Annotated in this window: 15 protein-coding genes and 1 tRNA gene; 9 read left to right on the top strand and 7 right to left on the bottom strand. The window is 62.3% G+C overall.

Going from position 1 to position 15,326, the window contains the following annotated elements:
* The first annotated feature begins 83 nt into the window (after positions 1 to 83).
* The gene (locus tag ACN2XU_RS09150; RefSeq protein WP_419410125.1) at positions 84 to 1,052 is read left to right on the top strand and encodes a ketopantoate reductase family protein; all 969 of its coding nucleotides are present in this window, start codon (positions 84 to 86) and stop codon (positions 1,050 to 1,052) included.
* Between the two features lie 120 nt (positions 1,053 to 1,172).
* Positions 1,173 to 1,514, top strand: a complete 342-nt coding sequence (locus ACN2XU_RS09145; protein WP_419410124.1) for a DUF2853 family protein — start codon at positions 1,173 to 1,175, stop codon at positions 1,512 to 1,514.
* 357 nt (positions 1,515 to 1,871) lie between these two features.
* Here the strand turns inward: ACN2XU_RS09145 and ACN2XU_RS09140 are convergent, their stop codons facing one another.
* Genes ACN2XU_RS09140 through tsaD form a run of 4 tightly spaced genes read right to left on the bottom strand, consistent with a single transcriptional unit; the run spans position 1,872 to position 4,596 of the window.
* Positions 1,872 to 2,291, bottom strand: coding sequence for an EVE domain-containing protein (locus ACN2XU_RS09140; RefSeq protein WP_419410123.1), 420 nt, complete (start codon positions 2,289 to 2,291; stop codon positions 1,872 to 1,874).
* On the bottom strand, positions 2,288 to 2,563 hold the full coding sequence (locus ACN2XU_RS09135) for a YciI family protein (RefSeq protein ID WP_419410122.1): 276 nt from the start codon (positions 2,561 to 2,563) through the stop codon (positions 2,288 to 2,290). The genes ACN2XU_RS09140 and ACN2XU_RS09135 overlap by 4 nt, the downstream gene beginning before the upstream one ends.
* Before the next feature lie 3 nt (positions 2,564 to 2,566).
* On the bottom strand, positions 2,567 to 3,517 hold the full coding sequence (locus ACN2XU_RS09130) for an NAD(P)H-dependent glycerol-3-phosphate dehydrogenase (protein ID WP_419410121.1): 951 nt from the start codon (positions 3,515 to 3,517) through the stop codon (positions 2,567 to 2,569).
* Complete coding sequence (tsaD, locus tag ACN2XU_RS09125) at positions 3,514 to 4,596, bottom strand: tRNA (adenosine(37)-N6)-threonylcarbamoyltransferase complex transferase subunit TsaD (protein ID WP_419410120.1); 1,083 nt, start codon at positions 4,594 to 4,596, stop codon at positions 3,514 to 3,516. Before tsaD ends, ACN2XU_RS09130 begins: the two co-directional genes overlap by 4 nt.
* 73 nt (positions 4,597 to 4,669) lie before the next feature.
* Between tsaD and ACN2XU_RS09120 the strand changes: the two genes are divergently transcribed.
* Genes ACN2XU_RS09120 through ACN2XU_RS09110 form a run of 3 tightly spaced genes read left to right on the top strand, consistent with a single transcriptional unit; the run spans position 4,670 to position 8,373 of the window.
* Positions 4,670 to 5,392, top strand: coding sequence for a uroporphyrinogen-III synthase (locus ACN2XU_RS09120; protein WP_419410119.1), 723 nt, complete (start codon positions 4,670 to 4,672; stop codon positions 5,390 to 5,392).
* Positions 5,393 to 5,450: 58 nt separating this feature from the next.
* Positions 5,451 to 6,845 carry a COG4223 family protein gene (locus ACN2XU_RS09115; protein WP_419410118.1) on the top strand — a complete coding sequence of 465 codons (1,395 nt, stop codon included), beginning with the start codon at positions 5,451 to 5,453 and terminating at the stop codon, positions 6,843 to 6,845.
* Positions 6,846 to 6,855: 10 nt separating this feature from the next.
* Positions 6,856 to 8,373: a heme biosynthesis protein HemY gene (locus ACN2XU_RS09110; RefSeq protein ID WP_419410117.1), complete on the top strand. Its 1,518-nt coding sequence runs from the start codon at positions 6,856 to 6,858 to the stop codon at positions 8,371 to 8,373.
* A gap of 395 nt (positions 8,374 to 8,768) precedes the next feature.
* Here the strand turns inward: ACN2XU_RS09110 and ACN2XU_RS09105 are convergent.
* Positions 8,769 to 8,844: transfer RNA gene (locus tag ACN2XU_RS09105), tRNA-Thr, on the bottom strand.
* Between the two features lie 792 nt (positions 8,845 to 9,636).
* Here ACN2XU_RS09105 and ACN2XU_RS09100 point away from each other — a divergent pair.
* The 4 genes from ACN2XU_RS09100 (at position 9,637) to ACN2XU_RS09085 (ending at position 13,571) form a co-directional block, all read left to right on the top strand.
* Positions 9,637 to 10,803, top strand: a complete 1,167-nt coding sequence (locus ACN2XU_RS09100) for a hypothetical protein (protein WP_419410116.1) — start codon at positions 9,637 to 9,639, stop codon at positions 10,801 to 10,803.
* 87 nt (positions 10,804 to 10,890) lie between these two features.
* Positions 10,891 to 11,877, top strand: a complete 987-nt coding sequence (locus tag ACN2XU_RS09095; protein ID WP_419410115.1) for an aKG-HExxH-type peptide beta-hydroxylase — start codon at positions 10,891 to 10,893, stop codon at positions 11,875 to 11,877.
* Positions 11,867 to 13,318: a class I adenylate-forming enzyme family protein gene (locus ACN2XU_RS09090; protein ID WP_419410114.1), complete on the top strand. Its 1,452-nt coding sequence runs from the start codon at positions 11,867 to 11,869 to the stop codon at positions 13,316 to 13,318. The genes ACN2XU_RS09095 and ACN2XU_RS09090 overlap by 11 nt, the downstream gene beginning before the upstream one ends.
* Positions 13,305 to 13,571: a phosphopantetheine-binding protein gene (locus ACN2XU_RS09085; protein WP_419410113.1), complete on the top strand. Its 267-nt coding sequence runs from the start codon at positions 13,305 to 13,307 to the stop codon at positions 13,569 to 13,571. The genes ACN2XU_RS09090 and ACN2XU_RS09085 overlap by 14 nt, the downstream gene beginning before the upstream one ends.
* On the opposite strand, the gene ACN2XU_RS09080 is transcribed toward ACN2XU_RS09085, so the two are convergent.
* Positions 13,523 to 14,383, bottom strand: coding sequence for a hypothetical protein (locus ACN2XU_RS09080; RefSeq protein ID WP_419410112.1), 861 nt, complete (start codon positions 14,381 to 14,383; stop codon positions 13,523 to 13,525). The genes ACN2XU_RS09085 and ACN2XU_RS09080 overlap by 49 nt on opposite strands.
* Before the next feature lie 194 nt (positions 14,384 to 14,577).
* The gene (locus ACN2XU_RS09075) at positions 14,578 to 15,324 is read right to left on the bottom strand and encodes a carboxypeptidase-like regulatory domain-containing protein (protein ID WP_419410111.1); all 747 of its coding nucleotides are present in this window, start codon (positions 15,322 to 15,324) and stop codon (positions 14,578 to 14,580) included.
* Between the last annotated feature and the right edge of the window lie 2 nt (positions 15,325 to 15,326).

Raw genomic sequence — 15,326 nt, 5'->3', positions numbered from 1 at the left:
CTCGCGCGGTTTTTCGTTGTGAGCTTGGCCTTTGCCGGACGCTCCGCCTATGGTTCGCGCAGTGACAGCAAGGGAGCAGGGCAATGCGTATCATCATTCTCGGAACCGGGGCCATCGGGGGGGCGCTGGCGGTGGAATTGGTGCGGAGCGGGGCAGAGGTCCTCTGCGTCGCGCGGGGTGCGCAGCTTGAAGCGATCCGGTCCAGGGGGCTGCGTTTGCAGGCGCCGGGCATGGATGTGACGGCGCAGGTGCCCGTGGTTGCACATCCGTCGGAGGTGGATTTTCGAGCGGACGATATGATCCTGCTTTGCATGAAGACTCAGCACACCGTGGCCGCGCTGGAGGATCTGGCGGCCGCCGGGGTCATGGAGCAGCCGATTTTTTGTCTGCAGAATGGCGTGACCAACGAGCGCATGGCGCTGCGACGCTTCCCGAATGTTCACGGGGTGCTGGTCATGGTCCCTGCGACGTTGGTCGAGCCGGGGCACGTGGCAGTGTTTTCCACGCCAAAGCTTGGGATTCTGGATGTCGGGCGCTATCCCGCTGGCAGCGATGCGGCGGATGCGGCGCTTGTCGAGAGGTTGCAGGCGACGCGTCTGGCGGCCTTTGTCGATCGGGATGTGATTACCGGGAAGTACGGAAAACTTTTGGTTAATCTGAATAATATCGTCGAGGCGATCCTTGGCCGGGGTGTGGAGGTGCCGGAGATCAAGGCTGCTTTGAAAGCGGAGGCGGAGGCAGTTCTGACCGCTGCGGGGACCGCGTGGCGTAAGGCGGACTCGAGCGATCCGCGCCGCGATGCGTTTCTGAATGTCACGGAGATCGAAGGCGTCTCGCGCATTGGTGGATCGACGACGCAAAGCCTGATGCGGGGTGCCGGATCTGTTGAGACGGACTATCTCAACGGTGAGATTGTCCTGATGGCGCGGATGCACGGCGTTCCTGCTCCGGTGAACGAGCGGATTTGCCGGATTGCCAGTGCGATGGCCCGTGCGCGCGAAAAGCCGGGTGCGTTAGACGCGAAGATGTTGATGCGCAAGCTGGGCCTCTGAGCCGGGTTCTCCGGACCAAGTGAGCCGTTTCAAGGGATTTTCCCCTAGATTTGTGCGTTTTGCTTGTCCAATGTGCATGTGAATAAAAACTGTGGACATACCTCAAGGGAGAGTGAACAGATGGGAAAACGTGACGATCTGATCGAGAAATACGCAGACGATCTGAAGAGCAAATGCGGTATGGAGCCGGACATGGACCTGCTCCGGAAGGTGACCATTGGCTGCGGACCGTCGATTTACGATGCGGATGCGTCGACCGTCGCGTCGAGTCAGGACGGCGAACTGGAGACGGTGAAGAACAACTTTCTCATCAAGAAGCTTGGTCTGAGCGACGGACCCGAGCTGATGGATGCGATTCAATCTGTGATCGAGACATATGGTAAATCCGAGCGCAACAAGTATCGCGCCGTGGTTTATTACATGCTGACCAAGCATTTCGGCAAGGAAGCTGTATACGGTTAAACCTGTTTTACAGGGTTATTGTGAGGGGCTCCCGATCGGGGGCCTCTTTTTTGGTTCAGGTTGAGATAAATTGACGACAGTGCGGATTTGCCCGCGAGTTCATAACCGCCTACAACTGGGTTAAGACAGGCCAGAAGGCCGGACCAATTCGGTTTCGCGTGTGGTGCGTAGGGAGCACGCGGGGTGACGGGGGTGCCGGGCTTTTGTTTGGCACCCCCGGTTTTACGGTTTCAGAACAGCGTTAGAACCAGACCCATGATGGCACAAGCCAGCGTGACATAGCCGCCGTCGATCACCATAAACATGGCGGCGCGGGCCGTCTGCAAAGAGCCCGCGCCATGGCTCTGGGATGGCGTCTCAGCCGGTGAGGCCAGCCATATCACACAGAATGCGCCATTCTTCCGCGGTCACGGGCTGCACTGACAGGCGGGAATTCTTGACCAGAACCATGTTCGACAGCCGCTCGTCGGCCTTGATATCATCCAGTGTGACCGGCGTTTTGGCGGTTTCCAGCGCCTTGATGTCGACACACTCCCAACGGTCATCGTCGGTCTTGCTGTCGGGATGCGCCTCGGCGATGATCTCGACGGTGCCGACAATCGCGCGCTCCTTCTGGGAATGATAGAAGAAACCGCGATCGCCGAGCTTCATCTCTCGCATGAAATTGCGGGCCTGATAGTTGCGCACACCGTCCCACTCTTCGCCCGCGTCGCCCTTGGCCCGCTGATCATCCCAGCCCCAGGCCGAGGGTTCGGATTTGAAGAGCCAGTATTTCATCCGCCGACAACCCGCTTCCACGGGATCAGGGAGACACTCTCGAAAAGGCCAGCCTTGGCGTAGGGATCGTTGTCGGCCCAGTCCTGTGCGGCGGCCTTATCGGTGACGTCGAGGATCACGAGGCTGCCGCACATCTCGCCCGCGTCGTCCAGCAACGGCCCGGCCTGATTCACCACGCCAGTGGCTTCGATATAGGTAAGATGCGCGTCTCGGTTGTCTTTGCGAACCTGTAGGGCGTCTTGTTTATCGTGGGCGATCAGGGCGATGAGCATGGTCTATTCCTCTTTCAGGGGTCTGGAAAGCAGTTGGTTCATGGCTTCGGGCACGGTCAACGCCCCGGTGGTCAGCTCGGCGACAGCGGCGCAGACGGGCAGCGGCAGACCGCGTTGCTGGGCGATTTGCGCAACCGCGCGGGCCGTGGCGGCGCCTTCGACCGTCACGGTTGGATCAAACGCCTCGCCCCGTCCAAGAGCAAGCCCATAGCGGAAGTTGCGCGACAGGTCCGAGGTGCAGGTCAGCGTCAGATCCCCAAGTCCGGACAGCCCGGCCAGGGTTTCCGGCTTTGCGCCCAATGCCGCCGCAAGCCGTGTCATCTCGGCGAAACCGCGGGTCATCAGCGCCGCGCGGGCGCTGTCGCCCAATCCGGCTCCGATGCAGGCGCCGCAAGCAATGGCGATGACGTTCTTCAGCGCACCGCCCAGTTCGGCCCCCGCAACATCCGTGGTGCGATAGAGCCGGAGCGTCGGAGTCGAGAGCCACTCTTGCAAGGTCTGTCCCAGCACATCGTCCGCGCAGGCTAGCGTCAAGGCTGTGGGCAATCCGCGCGCGATATCGGCGGCGAAGCTTGGGCCGGTCAGGATGGCAGGCTGCGCCTCGGGCCAGTGCTTCGCAAGGATCGCTGCGGGGCCTTGTAGGGCGGTCAGGTCGATACCTTTGCAGCAGGCGACAAGGGTCTTGCCGGTCAGGCTACCCGGGATTTGCCCGGCAAAGCTTTCCAGACTTTGCATGGGCATCGAAAACAGCAGGGCAGCTTCATCCAGAGCGATTTCGAGGTCGGCCGTCACGGTCACGTTTTCCGGCAACTGCATCCCCGGCAAGCGGGGGCTTTCGCGGTTCTCTGTCAGGTGCCGCGCATCGCGGGCCCAAAGCGTAACGGGGCGTTTTTGGCCGATGGAAATGGCAAGAGCGGTGCCGAACGCTCCGCCGCCTAGGATCGAGATGCTCATGCCTTGGCACCCTTCTTGCCCGATCCAACCAGCGGCATGGCGTGTCGGTCCAGTGGCCAGCGGGGGCGCGCGGCGAGGGCCATATCGGAGGTTTGGCCCAAGGCAAAGAGTTCCGATCCGGCATAGGCGATCATCGCGGCGTTATCGGTGCACAAGCGCAACGGCGGGGCGGTGAATATAAGGCCGGTGTCCGAGCAAACAGTCTCTAACGCACCGCGAAGGGCCTGATTTGCGGCCACGCCACCGGCGACGGCCAGGGCCGGATTGGCGGGATTTTCCGCCAGATAAAGCAAGATGGCGCGGCGGGTTTTTTCCGTCAGAACGTCGCGCACGGCGGCCTGGAATCCGGCGCAGAGGTCAGCGCGGTCCTGCCGCGTCAGGCCGCCGTTCCCGGCGATCAGCGCATCACGCTGACGCAGGATGGCGGTCTTGAGGCCGGAGAACGACAGATCACAGCCCTCCCGGTCGAGCAAGGGCCGGGGCAGGCGAAACCGGCTTTCATCCCCCAGGGCTGCTTCTGCCTCGACTGCGGGTCCGCCCGGCTGCGGCAGGCCAAGAATGCGGGCAGTCTTGTCGAAGGCCTCACCGGGGGCGTCGTCGATGGTGCCGCCAAGACGGGTAAAGTTCTCTGGCCCGCGCACAACGAGAAACTGGCAATGACCACCGGAGACGAGAAGCATCAGATAGGGGAAGTCCAGCCCATCGGTCAGGCGCGGCGTCAGCGCGTGCCCGGCAAGGTGATTGACCCCGATCAGCGGTTTGTTCAGGCCGGTGGCGAGGCCCTTGGCCAGCATGACGCCGGAGAGCACGCCGCCGATGAGGCCCGGGCCTGCAGTAACGGCGATGGCGTCGATCTCGCGCAGCGTCACCCCGGCCTCTTTAAGGGCCTGTTCCACGCAGAGGTCGAGACGTTCTGCATGGGCGCGCGCGGCGATCTCCGGAACCACGCCGCCAAAATCGGCATGCAAACTGTTTTGGCCCATCACGACAGAGGACAACACGTCACGGTCGCGCAGGACGGCGGCGGCGGTGTCGTCGCAGCTGCTTTCAAGGCCGAGGATCAAGGGGGGAGGGGTCATCCGCCGTTCCCGTTGCGTTACGTTGCCTTGCCGAGTACCACCTGCACAGTCGCCCCACAATCCCGGAGACCCGATGGCCAAACCGTTGCCCATTCTACTTATGACGCGCCCTAAGGCGCAGGCAGAGGATGTGGTGGCTGCGTTGCGGGATGCAGGCGCGCGGTTCGATGCGATCTATGCGCCGCTGATTGGGGTGGCGTGGACCGGAGCGATGCCCGAACAGGAGGGGCTCGGTGGGCTGATCTTTACTTCCGCCAATGGTGTGAGGGCCTGGGCACAGCGGGGCGGGCGCAGCGATCTTCCCTGCTATGCAGTTGGCGGGGCGACGGCGGCGGCGGCGGCGGACGCGGGGTTGCAGGCGATTTCGGCGGATGGAAACGCGGAGGACCTGATTGCCTTGCTCGCTGAACGCAAGCCGGAGGGCGCGTGGCTGCACGTGCGCGGGGTGCACAGCCGGGGTGATGTGGCCGGGCGGTTGAGCGCGGCGGGCATGCACATCGAAGCCTGCGTGCTCTATGATCAGCCGGCTTTGGAGCCGACGGCGGAGGCGCTGGACGCTCTGGCGGGCAAAGCTCCGGTGGTCGCGCCCCTCTATTCGCCCAGAACTGCCGCGCTTTTCGCCAGATTGCCGATAAAAGCGCCGCTTCTTGTCGCGGGCCTCAGTCAGGCTGTGGTCAAGCCCGTCGCGGCGCTCCATATATACAAACAGAAAATCGCAACACGTCCCGAATCCGACGCGATGCTGGCCGCTGTTCTGGAAATGCTGGAATTTGCAGGGGAATCGGGCGAGAGTTGAAGGCTATGACCGGCGCGACCGGCATGGGCGCGCGGGACAAGTGAAAGGGTGACGACACGTGGCAAAGGCAAAGTCCAACAAGCCCTCGGACAAGACCGAGGCAGAAGATGCCAAACCCGATGACACGGCAGAGGCCGTGACCGAAACCGGCGACGACACGGCGCGCCCGGATCAAGGCATCAGCGCCGCTGATGCGGATGGAAATGGCGCTGCGGTGACGTCTGAATCTGAAGGCGGCGGTGTCGATGAGGCGCAGGATACTTCTGAGGCGTCAGAGGAAAAGACGCTTGAGGTGCCGCAGAACGCGGGCGACGCGCTGATCCGCCCCAAATCTTTGGACGACGAGGCGGGCGATGACACTGGCACCGCACCGGGCGGGGATGATCTGGCGTCCGAACAGGAGGAGATCCCGGCCGCTGCCCCGGTTCCGGTGGTTCAGGAAAAGGTCGTCGAGCGCAAGGGCGGCTTTGTCCCGGCGCTCATTGGCGGGGTCGTGGCCGCGGCGCTGGGCTTTGGTGCCGCGCAGATGGACCTGTTCGGCGGTGCCGAGCAGAGCGCATTCGAGCAGGAGGCCCGCGCCACCATCGAGGCCCAGTCGGAGCAGATCGCCCAACTTCAATCCGATCTCGAAGACGCGAAGGCCGCAATCGGGATCATCGACCTTCAGCCGCTGACCACTTCGGTGGGCGGGGTCGAGGATTCGCTGAGCGGCTTGAGCGAGGGGCAGGCTGCGCTGGAAAGCCAGATTGCCGCCTTCGACAGCCGGCTGACAGCGGTCGAGAAAGCGCCGGTTGCCGATGCGGTCGGACCGGAAGCGATCGCCGCATACGAGCGTGAGCTTGAAGAGCTGCGCCAGGCGATTACCGCGCAGAAGCAGGCGGTGGAGCAACAGAAAGCCGAGATCAAGGCCATGGCCGAAGAGGCGCTGGCCAACAATGCCGAGGCGGAGGGGCAGGCAACCCTCGCCGCGAGCCGTGGCGCCGCCGCTGAAGTGATCGCCATGGCGCAGGAAGGCAAGCCCTATGCCACACCGCTGGAGATGCTGTCGGGCAATGGCGTGACAGTGCCCGATGTCCTGGCGTCCCACGCAGAAGAGGGCGTGACGACACTGACCGCGCTGGCCACCGATTTCCCGGATGTTGCGCGGGATGCGCTGGCTGCTGCGCGCCGTGCTGGGCCCGATGGAGAGGGCGGGGGCGGCATTGCCAACTTCCTGTCGAACCAGCTCGGCGCCCGCTCCGTCCAGCCGCGCGCCGGGGACGATCCCGATGCGATCCTCTCCCGTGCCGAGGCCGCCGTGAAGGATGGCGATCTGGACGCCGCGCTGACCGAGATCGCCGCTCTGCCCCAAGAGGCGCAGGCTGAATTGTCGATATGGACCGAGCGCGCCGAGGCGCGCCGGGATGTGCTCGCTGCGGCGCAGTCGCTCGCCCAAGACTTGAATAACCAATAAGGGTCACGAAATGCTTTGGTCACTTATCAAGATTGTCGTTTTTGTCGCGCTTATCGCGGCCCTGACCCTTGGCGCTGGCTATCTGATGGAAAGCTCTGGCGGCGTTCAGATCACGGTGGCGGGGACAGAATACACCCTCGGGCCGCTGCAGTCGGTGATTGCCGCGCTGATCTTGGTCGCCTTGGTCTGGCTGTTCTTCAAGGTCTTCGGCCTGCTGATTGCGACGTTGAAATGGATCAACGGCGACGAAACCGCGCTGAGCCGCTATTTCGACCGCAACCGCGAACGCAAGGGATTTCAGGCGCTGTCTGAAGGCCTTATGGCGCTCGCGTCCGGCGAAGGGCGTCTGGCGATGGCCAAGGCGACGAAAGCGGACAAGTACCTTCATCGGCCTGACCTGACCAACCTGATCACGGCCCAGGCCGCAGAAATGATCGGTGATCGCAAGAAGGCGGAAGAGGTCTACAAGCGCCTGCTGAAGGACGAAAACACCCGGTTTGTCGGGGTGCGCGGTCTGATGAAGCAGAAGTTGGCAGCGGGCGACACGGACACGGCGCTGAAGCTGGCCGAGCGCGCCTTTGCCATCAAACCCAAGCATGTCGAGATTCAGGACACGCTCCTGCGGTTGCAGGCGGAAAGCTCCGATTGGGTTGGCGCGCGCAAGACGTTGGAAACCAAGTTGAAGACCGGAACGCTGCCGCGCGATGTCTTCAAGCGGCGCGATGCGGTTCTGGCGCTCTCCGAGGCGCAGGAGATTCGTGATGACAAGGCCAGCGGTGACGCGGCGGAGGCGGCGATCAAGGCCAACAAGGCTTCACCGGACCTTATTCCGGCTGCAGCGATGGCGGCCCGTGGATACATCGCCCAGAACCGCAAACGCAATGCGATCCGAATTCTGAAAAAGGCCTGGGAGGTGCATCCCCACCCCGATCTGGCCGCAGCCTTTGCCGCCATCGAGCCGGACGAAACGCCGGATCAGCGGGTGAAGCGCTTTGGCGCGCTGACCTCCATCAAACCCGATCACCGGGAGACAAAACTGCTCAAGGCCGAACTCAACCTTGCGGCAGAAAATTTCCCCGAAGCGCGACGGTCGCTTGGGGATCTGGTCGAGACCGATGCGGATGCGCGGGTTCTGGCGATCATGGCCGCGATTGAAAAAGGCGAAGGCGCGCCGGACAGCGTGGTGCGGGGCTTTCTTGCCAAGGCTCTGACAGCGCCGCGCGGCCCGCAATGGGTCTGTGACAACTGCAACACGATCCACGCGCAATGGGCGCCGCTGTGTTCGAATTGCGGGGCGTTCGACACGTTGAGCTGGACCAAGCCGCCGCAATCCGAAGTTGTTCTGCCGGCCGGTGCGGACATGCTGCCGCTGATTGTGGGTGCGCTTGAGGATCATTCCAAAGCGCCGGTTCCGGTGGACGATCCCGCCGAGCCAAATGTGAAACCCACGCCGACCGAGGCTGAAGATGCGGAAGTCATCGAGACCGAGGCGGCGACAGAGGGCGCCGAGACCGAGAAGGCAAGATAACCCGTTTCTGACGGCGGGCTGTTTGCCAATAGCCCGCCCGCAAAGCGCCGCAGTGGCATAACTGACAGTGCGACGGTGCTTGATTCGTGCTGGGCACCGGGCCGTTGCGGGCATTTCGGCTCCACCAGCTGGCCGACATTCCCGGAAGCGGAAAAAGACGCCAAATGGTGGAAACGCCGCGAGCAACGCCCGGACACGGTGAAGGGCGAGCCGCTTGACCGTAGTCCTGGGTTTCGCGTGAATGACAGTGTGCCGCGAGGCGTCAGGAAGCCCCTTGGTTTTGGAGCAGGCTTTGAGGCTTGGATATCCCAAGTCACATGCAATGCCCAAGTTGCGCCACCCATACGTCAACGGCGCGCTGCACATTTGCCGGTTCGGCGGATGGTGATTGGGAATGGTGCCTCAAGAGGGACTCGAACCCCCGACCTTGTCCTTACGAAGGACCTGCTCTACCAGCTGAGCTATTGAGGCGGACCGCCCGTGCGTTTAAACGGAGTGAGCGATCCGTTCAAGCGTTTTCCACATGGAAAGCAGCGAGAATCTTGTCGTCGCTTTTCGGGTCCATTTGGCCAACAATCGCGCTGGGAATGCAGTCACCGTGTTTGCGGTTCAGGGGCTTGGCAATCGCGCGGAAGTTCCACAGCACACTCAGGCCGTGGATCGCCGCTCATCGGCCTTGGCCTTGCCGACGCGCGGGATGATTTGGGTCCACCTTGTAAGATGGTCCGGTCGACTTGTACGGAGCCTCAGCGGCATCGTGGACCGCGAAAACCTGTTACCTGTGTTCATCGGTCAGCCAGGCGGTCACAGAGCCCGGTTCAGTCGCTCGCACGATCGTCGCTTCCGATGCCTTCCTCATGCTGGCCATCGGGTCGCAAAGGAAACCGATACCCGGCGGAGTACGGGTTTCCTTTGGGCAATCTGCGCTCTGCGGATTGCGGGCGATCACGGAAAAGGTATTGGCTCGCGCGGAACCCCGAGACCGGGCTCCGAATTGCGCGCTCGCGGGTTTGACAGCGGACCCATCAGGTTATTAACCTGAGTTAAGAAGTCAGCGTCTCGGTCGTCGGGATTGCGATCTGGATGGTTGACCAGTGAAGGGGCGAGATGGCCGCCTGAACAGAGGTCAACCCAATACATTGCGCACCAGCGGGATTGATGCGTTTTTGATTTTTAATGTGCATGCCGGTGCATGTGACTGAAACATAGAATTATTCCGTGCAAGGACGGCCCCGGACATCTGCGCACGTTCAGAAAGACATGATGAAAACGATTAATTATGCAGTGGCCTCCATGACCCTCCTCGCCTCCGGTGCATCGGCACAAACTCTGTTGAGCGGTGATCACAGCATCGACGGAAAGATTTGTTTTGGCACGGAGTGCACGGCGTCCGAGTCCTTTCCACCGACCGTCGAGGTCATGATCAAAGCGCCAGACAACAGGTTCTATATCAACGATACGTCGACGGTTGCCGGAGATCCGACCAACGATTGGGCCTTGGTCTTCAACGACGAATCTCAGAACGGCGAAGAGTATTTCGAGGTCTATGACGTGGACAGCGACAGCGTCCTGATGCACCTGGCTGCCGGGGCACGGGAGGATTCTATCTTCCTCGATTCCAACAGCAACGTCGGTTTCGGGACGTCGATCCCGCTGTCCAACCTGCACATCGTTGACGGCACTCAGCCGACCTTCCGGCTTGAAGAAACAAGCAGCGGGCAGTCGTGGGAATTCCTGAATGGCGGGGATCTGGGTATCATCGACCGGTCGAACCTCACCGAACCGTTCCGCATCGTGCCCGGTTCACCGACGGACACCATGCACCTCGAGGCCAACGGATTTGTAGGTCTTGGTACAGATCAACCAGCGGCCCGCCTGCATGTGTCTTCTGCCAACGGCACCGCGAAGGTACTGGTCGAGGACACTGGTCCCAAGGCAGTGCGTGAAATGTTCGCGATGAAGAACAACGGGGGTTCCTACTTTACCTTCGACAATACGGATAGCGGCACGACTTGGTATTTCGTCCATGAAAACAACGCGCCGAACCGGTTCATCATCACCGATGCCGTTGCAGATGGGCCGGAGATGACGCTTACGGCGGATGGCGATCTGACGATCGAGGGCGAGTTGTTCACTGCCGGGTCCTGTGCCGCAGGCTGTGATCGGGTCTTTGATGCGGATTACCCGCTGCCAACGATTGCCGAGCAGGGCGCCATGATGCGCGAGATGAAGCATCTGCCCAACGTTGGCCCAACGCCGGAGGACGGCCCGTTCAACCTGACCCGGATGTCGGGCGGCATGCTCAACGAGCTTGAAAAAGCGCATCTGTACATCGGACAGTTGAGTGATGCGCTGGAGGCGCAGCAACGGGTAAACGCCGACCTCGAAGCCCGTCTGGCGCGGATTGAGGTGCAGATGCAGGCGCAATGACGCGACGCGGATGCGCCGGGTAGCCTTGTCAGCCTGACGTCTGTCGCGCATATCTTGCATCATGCCGAGGGACGAACGGAACATGCCATGACGCTTTACCCGGCGCTGCGCGGGCTTGACGCTACAAAAGCCGATCTTCGGGACCGGCTCTATACGTCCCTCCATCACCTGATTTTCGAGGCGGGGCAAGGAATTGCACCCGATACCGTGACCCAGGATCTTGTGTCGGGTCTGACGCGTGAGGCCCGGCCCTATCCTGCGCCTGTCGTTTTTGCCGCCCATGCCGCCCTGCTGAAAGCCGCGCAAGCCAAGGACGAGGCGGGCTTTGCCGCTGCCTGCAACGATTTGTTGGAGGCCGCCCCGGCAGGCACGGCCGCGCCCGAGCGTCCTGCCGTGTTGCGCTTCGGCGCGCCGGATCTGTCGCGCACCGGTCTGCGCCTCCTGCGTCCGGCGTTTCAGGACGACGTAGGGCTGATGACTGATCTCGACGCCCCGGACCACGAAACGGCGGAGGCGGCAGAAACCGCGCTGATGCAGGCGCTGGGCGGGCTGCGTGCGGCGGCGCCGACGTGGCATGCGGACCTGTGCGGTCTTGTCTCACAACTGCTATTGGCGGTGCCGGGGCCAACCAGCGCCGGCCATTTCGGCGGCGCGTCCAGCTTCGACGCCTTCGGGGCGCTGTTGTTCAATGCGCAGTCGCTGACAAGCCCGGAGCAGGCGCTCATGGGGCTTGTCCATGAGGCCGCGCATCTGCGGCTGTTCCTCTACCATCTGGCCGATCCGGTTTTGCTCAATGACAGCGAGGCGCGGTATTGCTCGCCGCTGCGTCGCGAGCCGCGTCCGATGGAGGGCATTTTCCACGCGGCCTGGGTCTCGGCCCGGATGGTTGCCGCGGCGCAGGCCGTCCGCGCCAGCGCCCAGGCACCGGATTGGTCCGAGGCCCTGTTGCCGTTGGAATCCGGTGCGAGGCAGGCCTTCGGGGATTGCCTCCCGGTCTTACAAAGCGATGCGCAGTTCACGCCCTTTGGGCAAACCCTGTTTCATGATGCGCGGGAGGCTCTGAATGCCGGTTGAGGCCGGAAATTTCGGGGATGCGTTTCTGACGCATGTTCTGGCTGATCCGGAGGCCCCGATGATTGCGCGCGAGGGCGCGATCCTCACGCGGGGTGCCTTCATGGCGCGCGCCGCCGCGTTGGCCCGGGTCTTCCACGAAGATGGCATTGCACGCGGCGACGCGGTGGCGTTGACCTGTGCGGATCAGGAGCGCGGCGCCGAAGCGATGCTGGCGCTGTGGTCGCTCGGCGCGGCGCCGGTCTTCTTTGACATCCGCCAGACCGCTGCCGAGATGCGCGCCTCCGCCTCGATTGTTGGCGCCACGCGTCTCTACACGGACTTCAAACGCCTTGTCCGAGAGCCGGACGCAAGGCTGCTGCCGCAACCGCCGGACAATCCGCCGCGCGATGTGTTGTCCTTCGACGGCATCGACGATCTGCCTTCGGTCTACCTGTCCAGTTCCGGCACCACGGGCGCGGCCAAGTTCCGGACCCGGACGCATCGGGAATTTCTCGGGGTGCTGGACGCGACCTTTGCGCTGTTGGGCGACATTCACGCGCTGCACGGGCTTACGCAGGGGTCTTTGTCGTTCAATGCCGTGGTGAGCCATTGGCTACGGACGTTGACCTATGGCAGCCAGCTGATCAGCCTGCCACTGTTTCACACGCTTGAGGATCTGGACAACGCATTGTCACAGCCGAACCTGAGGTCGGTCTCTCTCGCGCCGGTGTTGATCCGGGATCTGCTGCAGCACCATGCCGCGCGGGATGTGGCCAGTGTCGGACCGGCCTATCCACAGCTGCTTCGGTTTTCGACGGTTGGTGGTCCGATTGCGCCGGAGGATTTGCAGAAGGCGCATCGCCTGCTCAGCCCCGCTGCCTGCAACACTTATTCAATGAGCCATGCGGGCGCTGTTGCGTTGATCACGGGCGCAGAGGCGGCGGAGCGGCCCGGCTCCGTCGGGCGGCCGCTTGAGGGCGTCGAGGTCTGGATCGAGGGGCCGGATGGCGCGCGGCTGCCAACGGGCACGATTGGCAGCATCACGGTTCAGATGCACTGGCTCGACGGCAAGATCATCAGGCCCGGCGATTTGGGGAAACTGGATGCGGGGGGCTATCTCTATGTTGTGGGCCGGGCGGGCCAGCTTGCCTGCCGAAACAGTGTCACGGTCAACTTGAGCGAGATCGAATCCGATGTTCTGGGGCTGAACGGTGTGCGTGATTGCATGGCCTTCGCCGTACCGGATTCCCGCGACGGCGGGGACAGGATCGCGCTCGCGGTCGAAAGTGGCCTTGCCTTGGCCGATCTGACGCGTGCCATACGAAACGCGGTGTCGACCCTGAAACATCCCGATATCATGTGGGTGACCGCGAGCCTGCCGCGCAACGCGTCGGGCAAGATTTCCCTCAAGGATCTCATGGCGCTGAGCGCGCAAGAGGAGCGTTGTTTTGGCAAATTCTGATCCGTTGTCCGAGCTGGAAGCCCATGTCCAAAGGGCCTTTTCCAGGGCATTCCCTGGCACTGTCATAGATGAAGACAGCGATTTTTTCGATCTGGGCGGTGAATCGATCAAGGCCGTGCAAATTGCGGCAGCGATGGAGGGCACGCTCGGGGTTCCGGTGCATCCATCGGCCCTGATCCAGAATCCGACAGTCGCGGATTTCGCTCAGGCGCTGAACGCGGCGCGCGCGTTGAGCGATGCCAGGAAATCCTGAACCCGTGCGACCACGGTTTCGACCGTTTCGACCCTGCCATATTGGCCATGTTCGGCATCAACGAGCTGTCTTCGGACGGTGGCAAAGCACCGGCTGGCCTGTTTCTGGGCGGAAACCGCATCATGGAAAAATGGATCATGATGCGGATCGCGGCTGCCGTAGATCAAGAGCGCCGGCACACCGACCTCGATATCGGGCAGCGCTGAAATCAGGCAGACACCTGATACGCGGATGTCCTTGGCCATCAGGCGCTGTGTCAGCATCAACAAACAGCGCGCACCCTGACAGTTTGCGCCAAGGAAGTGGCGCGTAACCGTCATTCTTGGGGCTAGCCAGCGCAAGAAATAGTTGGCCAGCCCAATCAAGGCGCTGTCGCGGTCTTCATCGGGGCCAAGAATCAAATGCAGCGAGCGACCATAGATCAAGGGCTGATCCGGTCCGAGCGCATTCGCGAAATTTTCCGGTTCGTGGCGGACGTTGAAAATCCAGAAGATCGGAGGTTTGCTGCCGGTGGCATTGAGGATTCGCACGATGCCGCGCCGGTCCAGCGGCTCTCCCGGCCACCCACGCATCATACGCTCAAGAGCGATCAATTGCTTTTCGCTTTGATCTTTGCAGGCATTTGTCATGGCTGGTTTACCTTTTCTGCTCAACTTACGTTGTCGCGCGACAAATTCCTTTAAGGCAACAATTTTTTCTTTGGTGACTTGGCATTCGGTTCGGAAGCAGTCAATTTTGGAGGATGGACCAAGGCGGGGCAGAGGAGGGTGCGATGCCTTTTTGTGGCCCCGGTTCATCTCGTGAAAGGACATTGGAATGAAGCTTCAAACCGAAAAACTTCTTACCCTGAAGGGGGCAGCCTCGGCGGCCGCGCCCAAGATCGGCACTGTAGAACCGCCCGCTCCGGCGACGGCCAAAAGCGCCAATTAATACTCGACAAAAGACGCCCGCCGACATGGTCGGCGGGCGTCTCGCTCCTGCGGTGTTTTCCCGATCTTCCGGGACGTCAGTCTTTGAACAGATCCCAAGGGCTTGTCAGGCGCGCCAGGCGTGACTTTGCCTTTTGTGCGTCTGGACTGAAAATACAGCCTGACCCGCTGCCGGACTGTTCCGTCTGATCGCTGGGTTTTGGCAGGGTCAGCACGACATCTTGGGCGCCGCCACCTGTGACCACGACGGTGGGGAAATGTCCGGCCCGAACCGGCCGTTCCCCCAAAGCAACCTCGAACATCAGCGTCGCGCCGTCTGGCACCTTGCCCTTTCCCGTGCCCACAGGAAGGTCTATGGCAAACCGGCCGCCCTCGTCCGTTTCGATGCGGACCGGGGTTTCGTCTGCGTCATACCGCAGCACAACCACGGCACCGGCTGCTGGCGCCCCCTTGCTTGTCATCACACAGCCACTCAGGGCAAACCGCGACTTGGCCGTCGGTTTCCCGCCATCGGGGTTCAGCACCGCAGCAAGGCCGGTTTCGACACGCTGCACCTCCCTGTCCAGCGCGGTCTCCAGTGCGGTGGCGTCGGTCATCGCCTTCTCAGCGCGGGAGAGCGCCTGACTGTCCCCGGCGAGTTTGGCTCGAAGTGCCGCGCGCTCGGCGCTGATCGCCTTGGCGCGGGCAAATCCTGCCCCGTCGCGCATCCCGGCGATACGCATGGCATCGGTCAACTGTGGTAAGGTGTTCAGCCCGTTCGCCAGCGTGTCCAGGTCAATGGGACTTTTGAAATCCTTGGGATCAAGCGTGTTTTTCCGTGCCATGA

This window comes from Pacificoceanicola niger (assembly GCF_048553275.1).
Taxonomy (GTDB): domain Bacteria; phylum Pseudomonadota; class Alphaproteobacteria; order Rhodobacterales; family Rhodobacteraceae; genus Pacificoceanicola.
This window is presented reverse-complemented; position numbering and strand designations above follow the sequence as displayed.

Bases quoted from the DNA above. Each gene is read 5' to 3' on its own strand.
- ACN2XU_RS09080 (WP_419410112.1), bottom strand. From the start codon at position 14,383: ATGTCCTTTCACGAGATGAACCGGGGCCACAAAAAGGCATCGCACCCT.
- ACN2XU_RS09145 (WP_419410124.1), top strand. From the start codon at position 1,173: ATGGGAAAACGTGACGATCTGATCGAGAAATACGCAGACGATCTGAAG.
- ACN2XU_RS09130 (WP_419410121.1), bottom strand. From the start codon at position 3,517: ATGAGCATCTCGATCCTAGGCGGCGGAGCGTTCGGCACCGCTCTTGCC.
- tsaD (WP_419410120.1), bottom strand. From the start codon at position 4,596: ATGACCCCTCCCCCCTTGATCCTCGGCCTTGAAAGCAGCTGCGACGAC.
- ACN2XU_RS09100 (WP_419410116.1), top strand. From the start codon at position 9,637: ATGAAAACGATTAATTATGCAGTGGCCTCCATGACCCTCCTCGCCTCC.
- ACN2XU_RS09120 (WP_419410119.1), top strand. From the start codon at position 4,670: ATGGCCAAACCGTTGCCCATTCTACTTATGACGCGCCCTAAGGCGCAG.
- ACN2XU_RS09135 (WP_419410122.1), bottom strand. From the start codon at position 2,563: ATGCTCATCGCCCTGATCGCCCACGATAAACAAGACGCCCTACAGGTT.
- ACN2XU_RS09075 (WP_419410111.1), bottom strand. From the start codon at position 15,324: ATGGCACGGAAAAACACGCTTGATCCCAAGGATTTCAAAAGTCCCATT.
- ACN2XU_RS09110 (WP_419410117.1), top strand. From the start codon at position 6,856: ATGCTTTGGTCACTTATCAAGATTGTCGTTTTTGTCGCGCTTATCGCG.
- ACN2XU_RS09090 (WP_419410114.1), top strand. From the start codon at position 11,867: ATGCCGGTTGAGGCCGGAAATTTCGGGGATGCGTTTCTGACGCATGTT.
- ACN2XU_RS09095 (WP_419410115.1), top strand. From the start codon at position 10,891: ATGACGCTTTACCCGGCGCTGCGCGGGCTTGACGCTACAAAAGCCGAT.
- ACN2XU_RS09140 (WP_419410123.1), bottom strand. From the start codon at position 2,291: ATGAAATACTGGCTCTTCAAATCCGAACCCTCGGCCTGGGGCTGGGAT.
- ACN2XU_RS09150 (WP_419410125.1), top strand. From the start codon at position 84: ATGCGTATCATCATTCTCGGAACCGGGGCCATCGGGGGGGCGCTGGCG.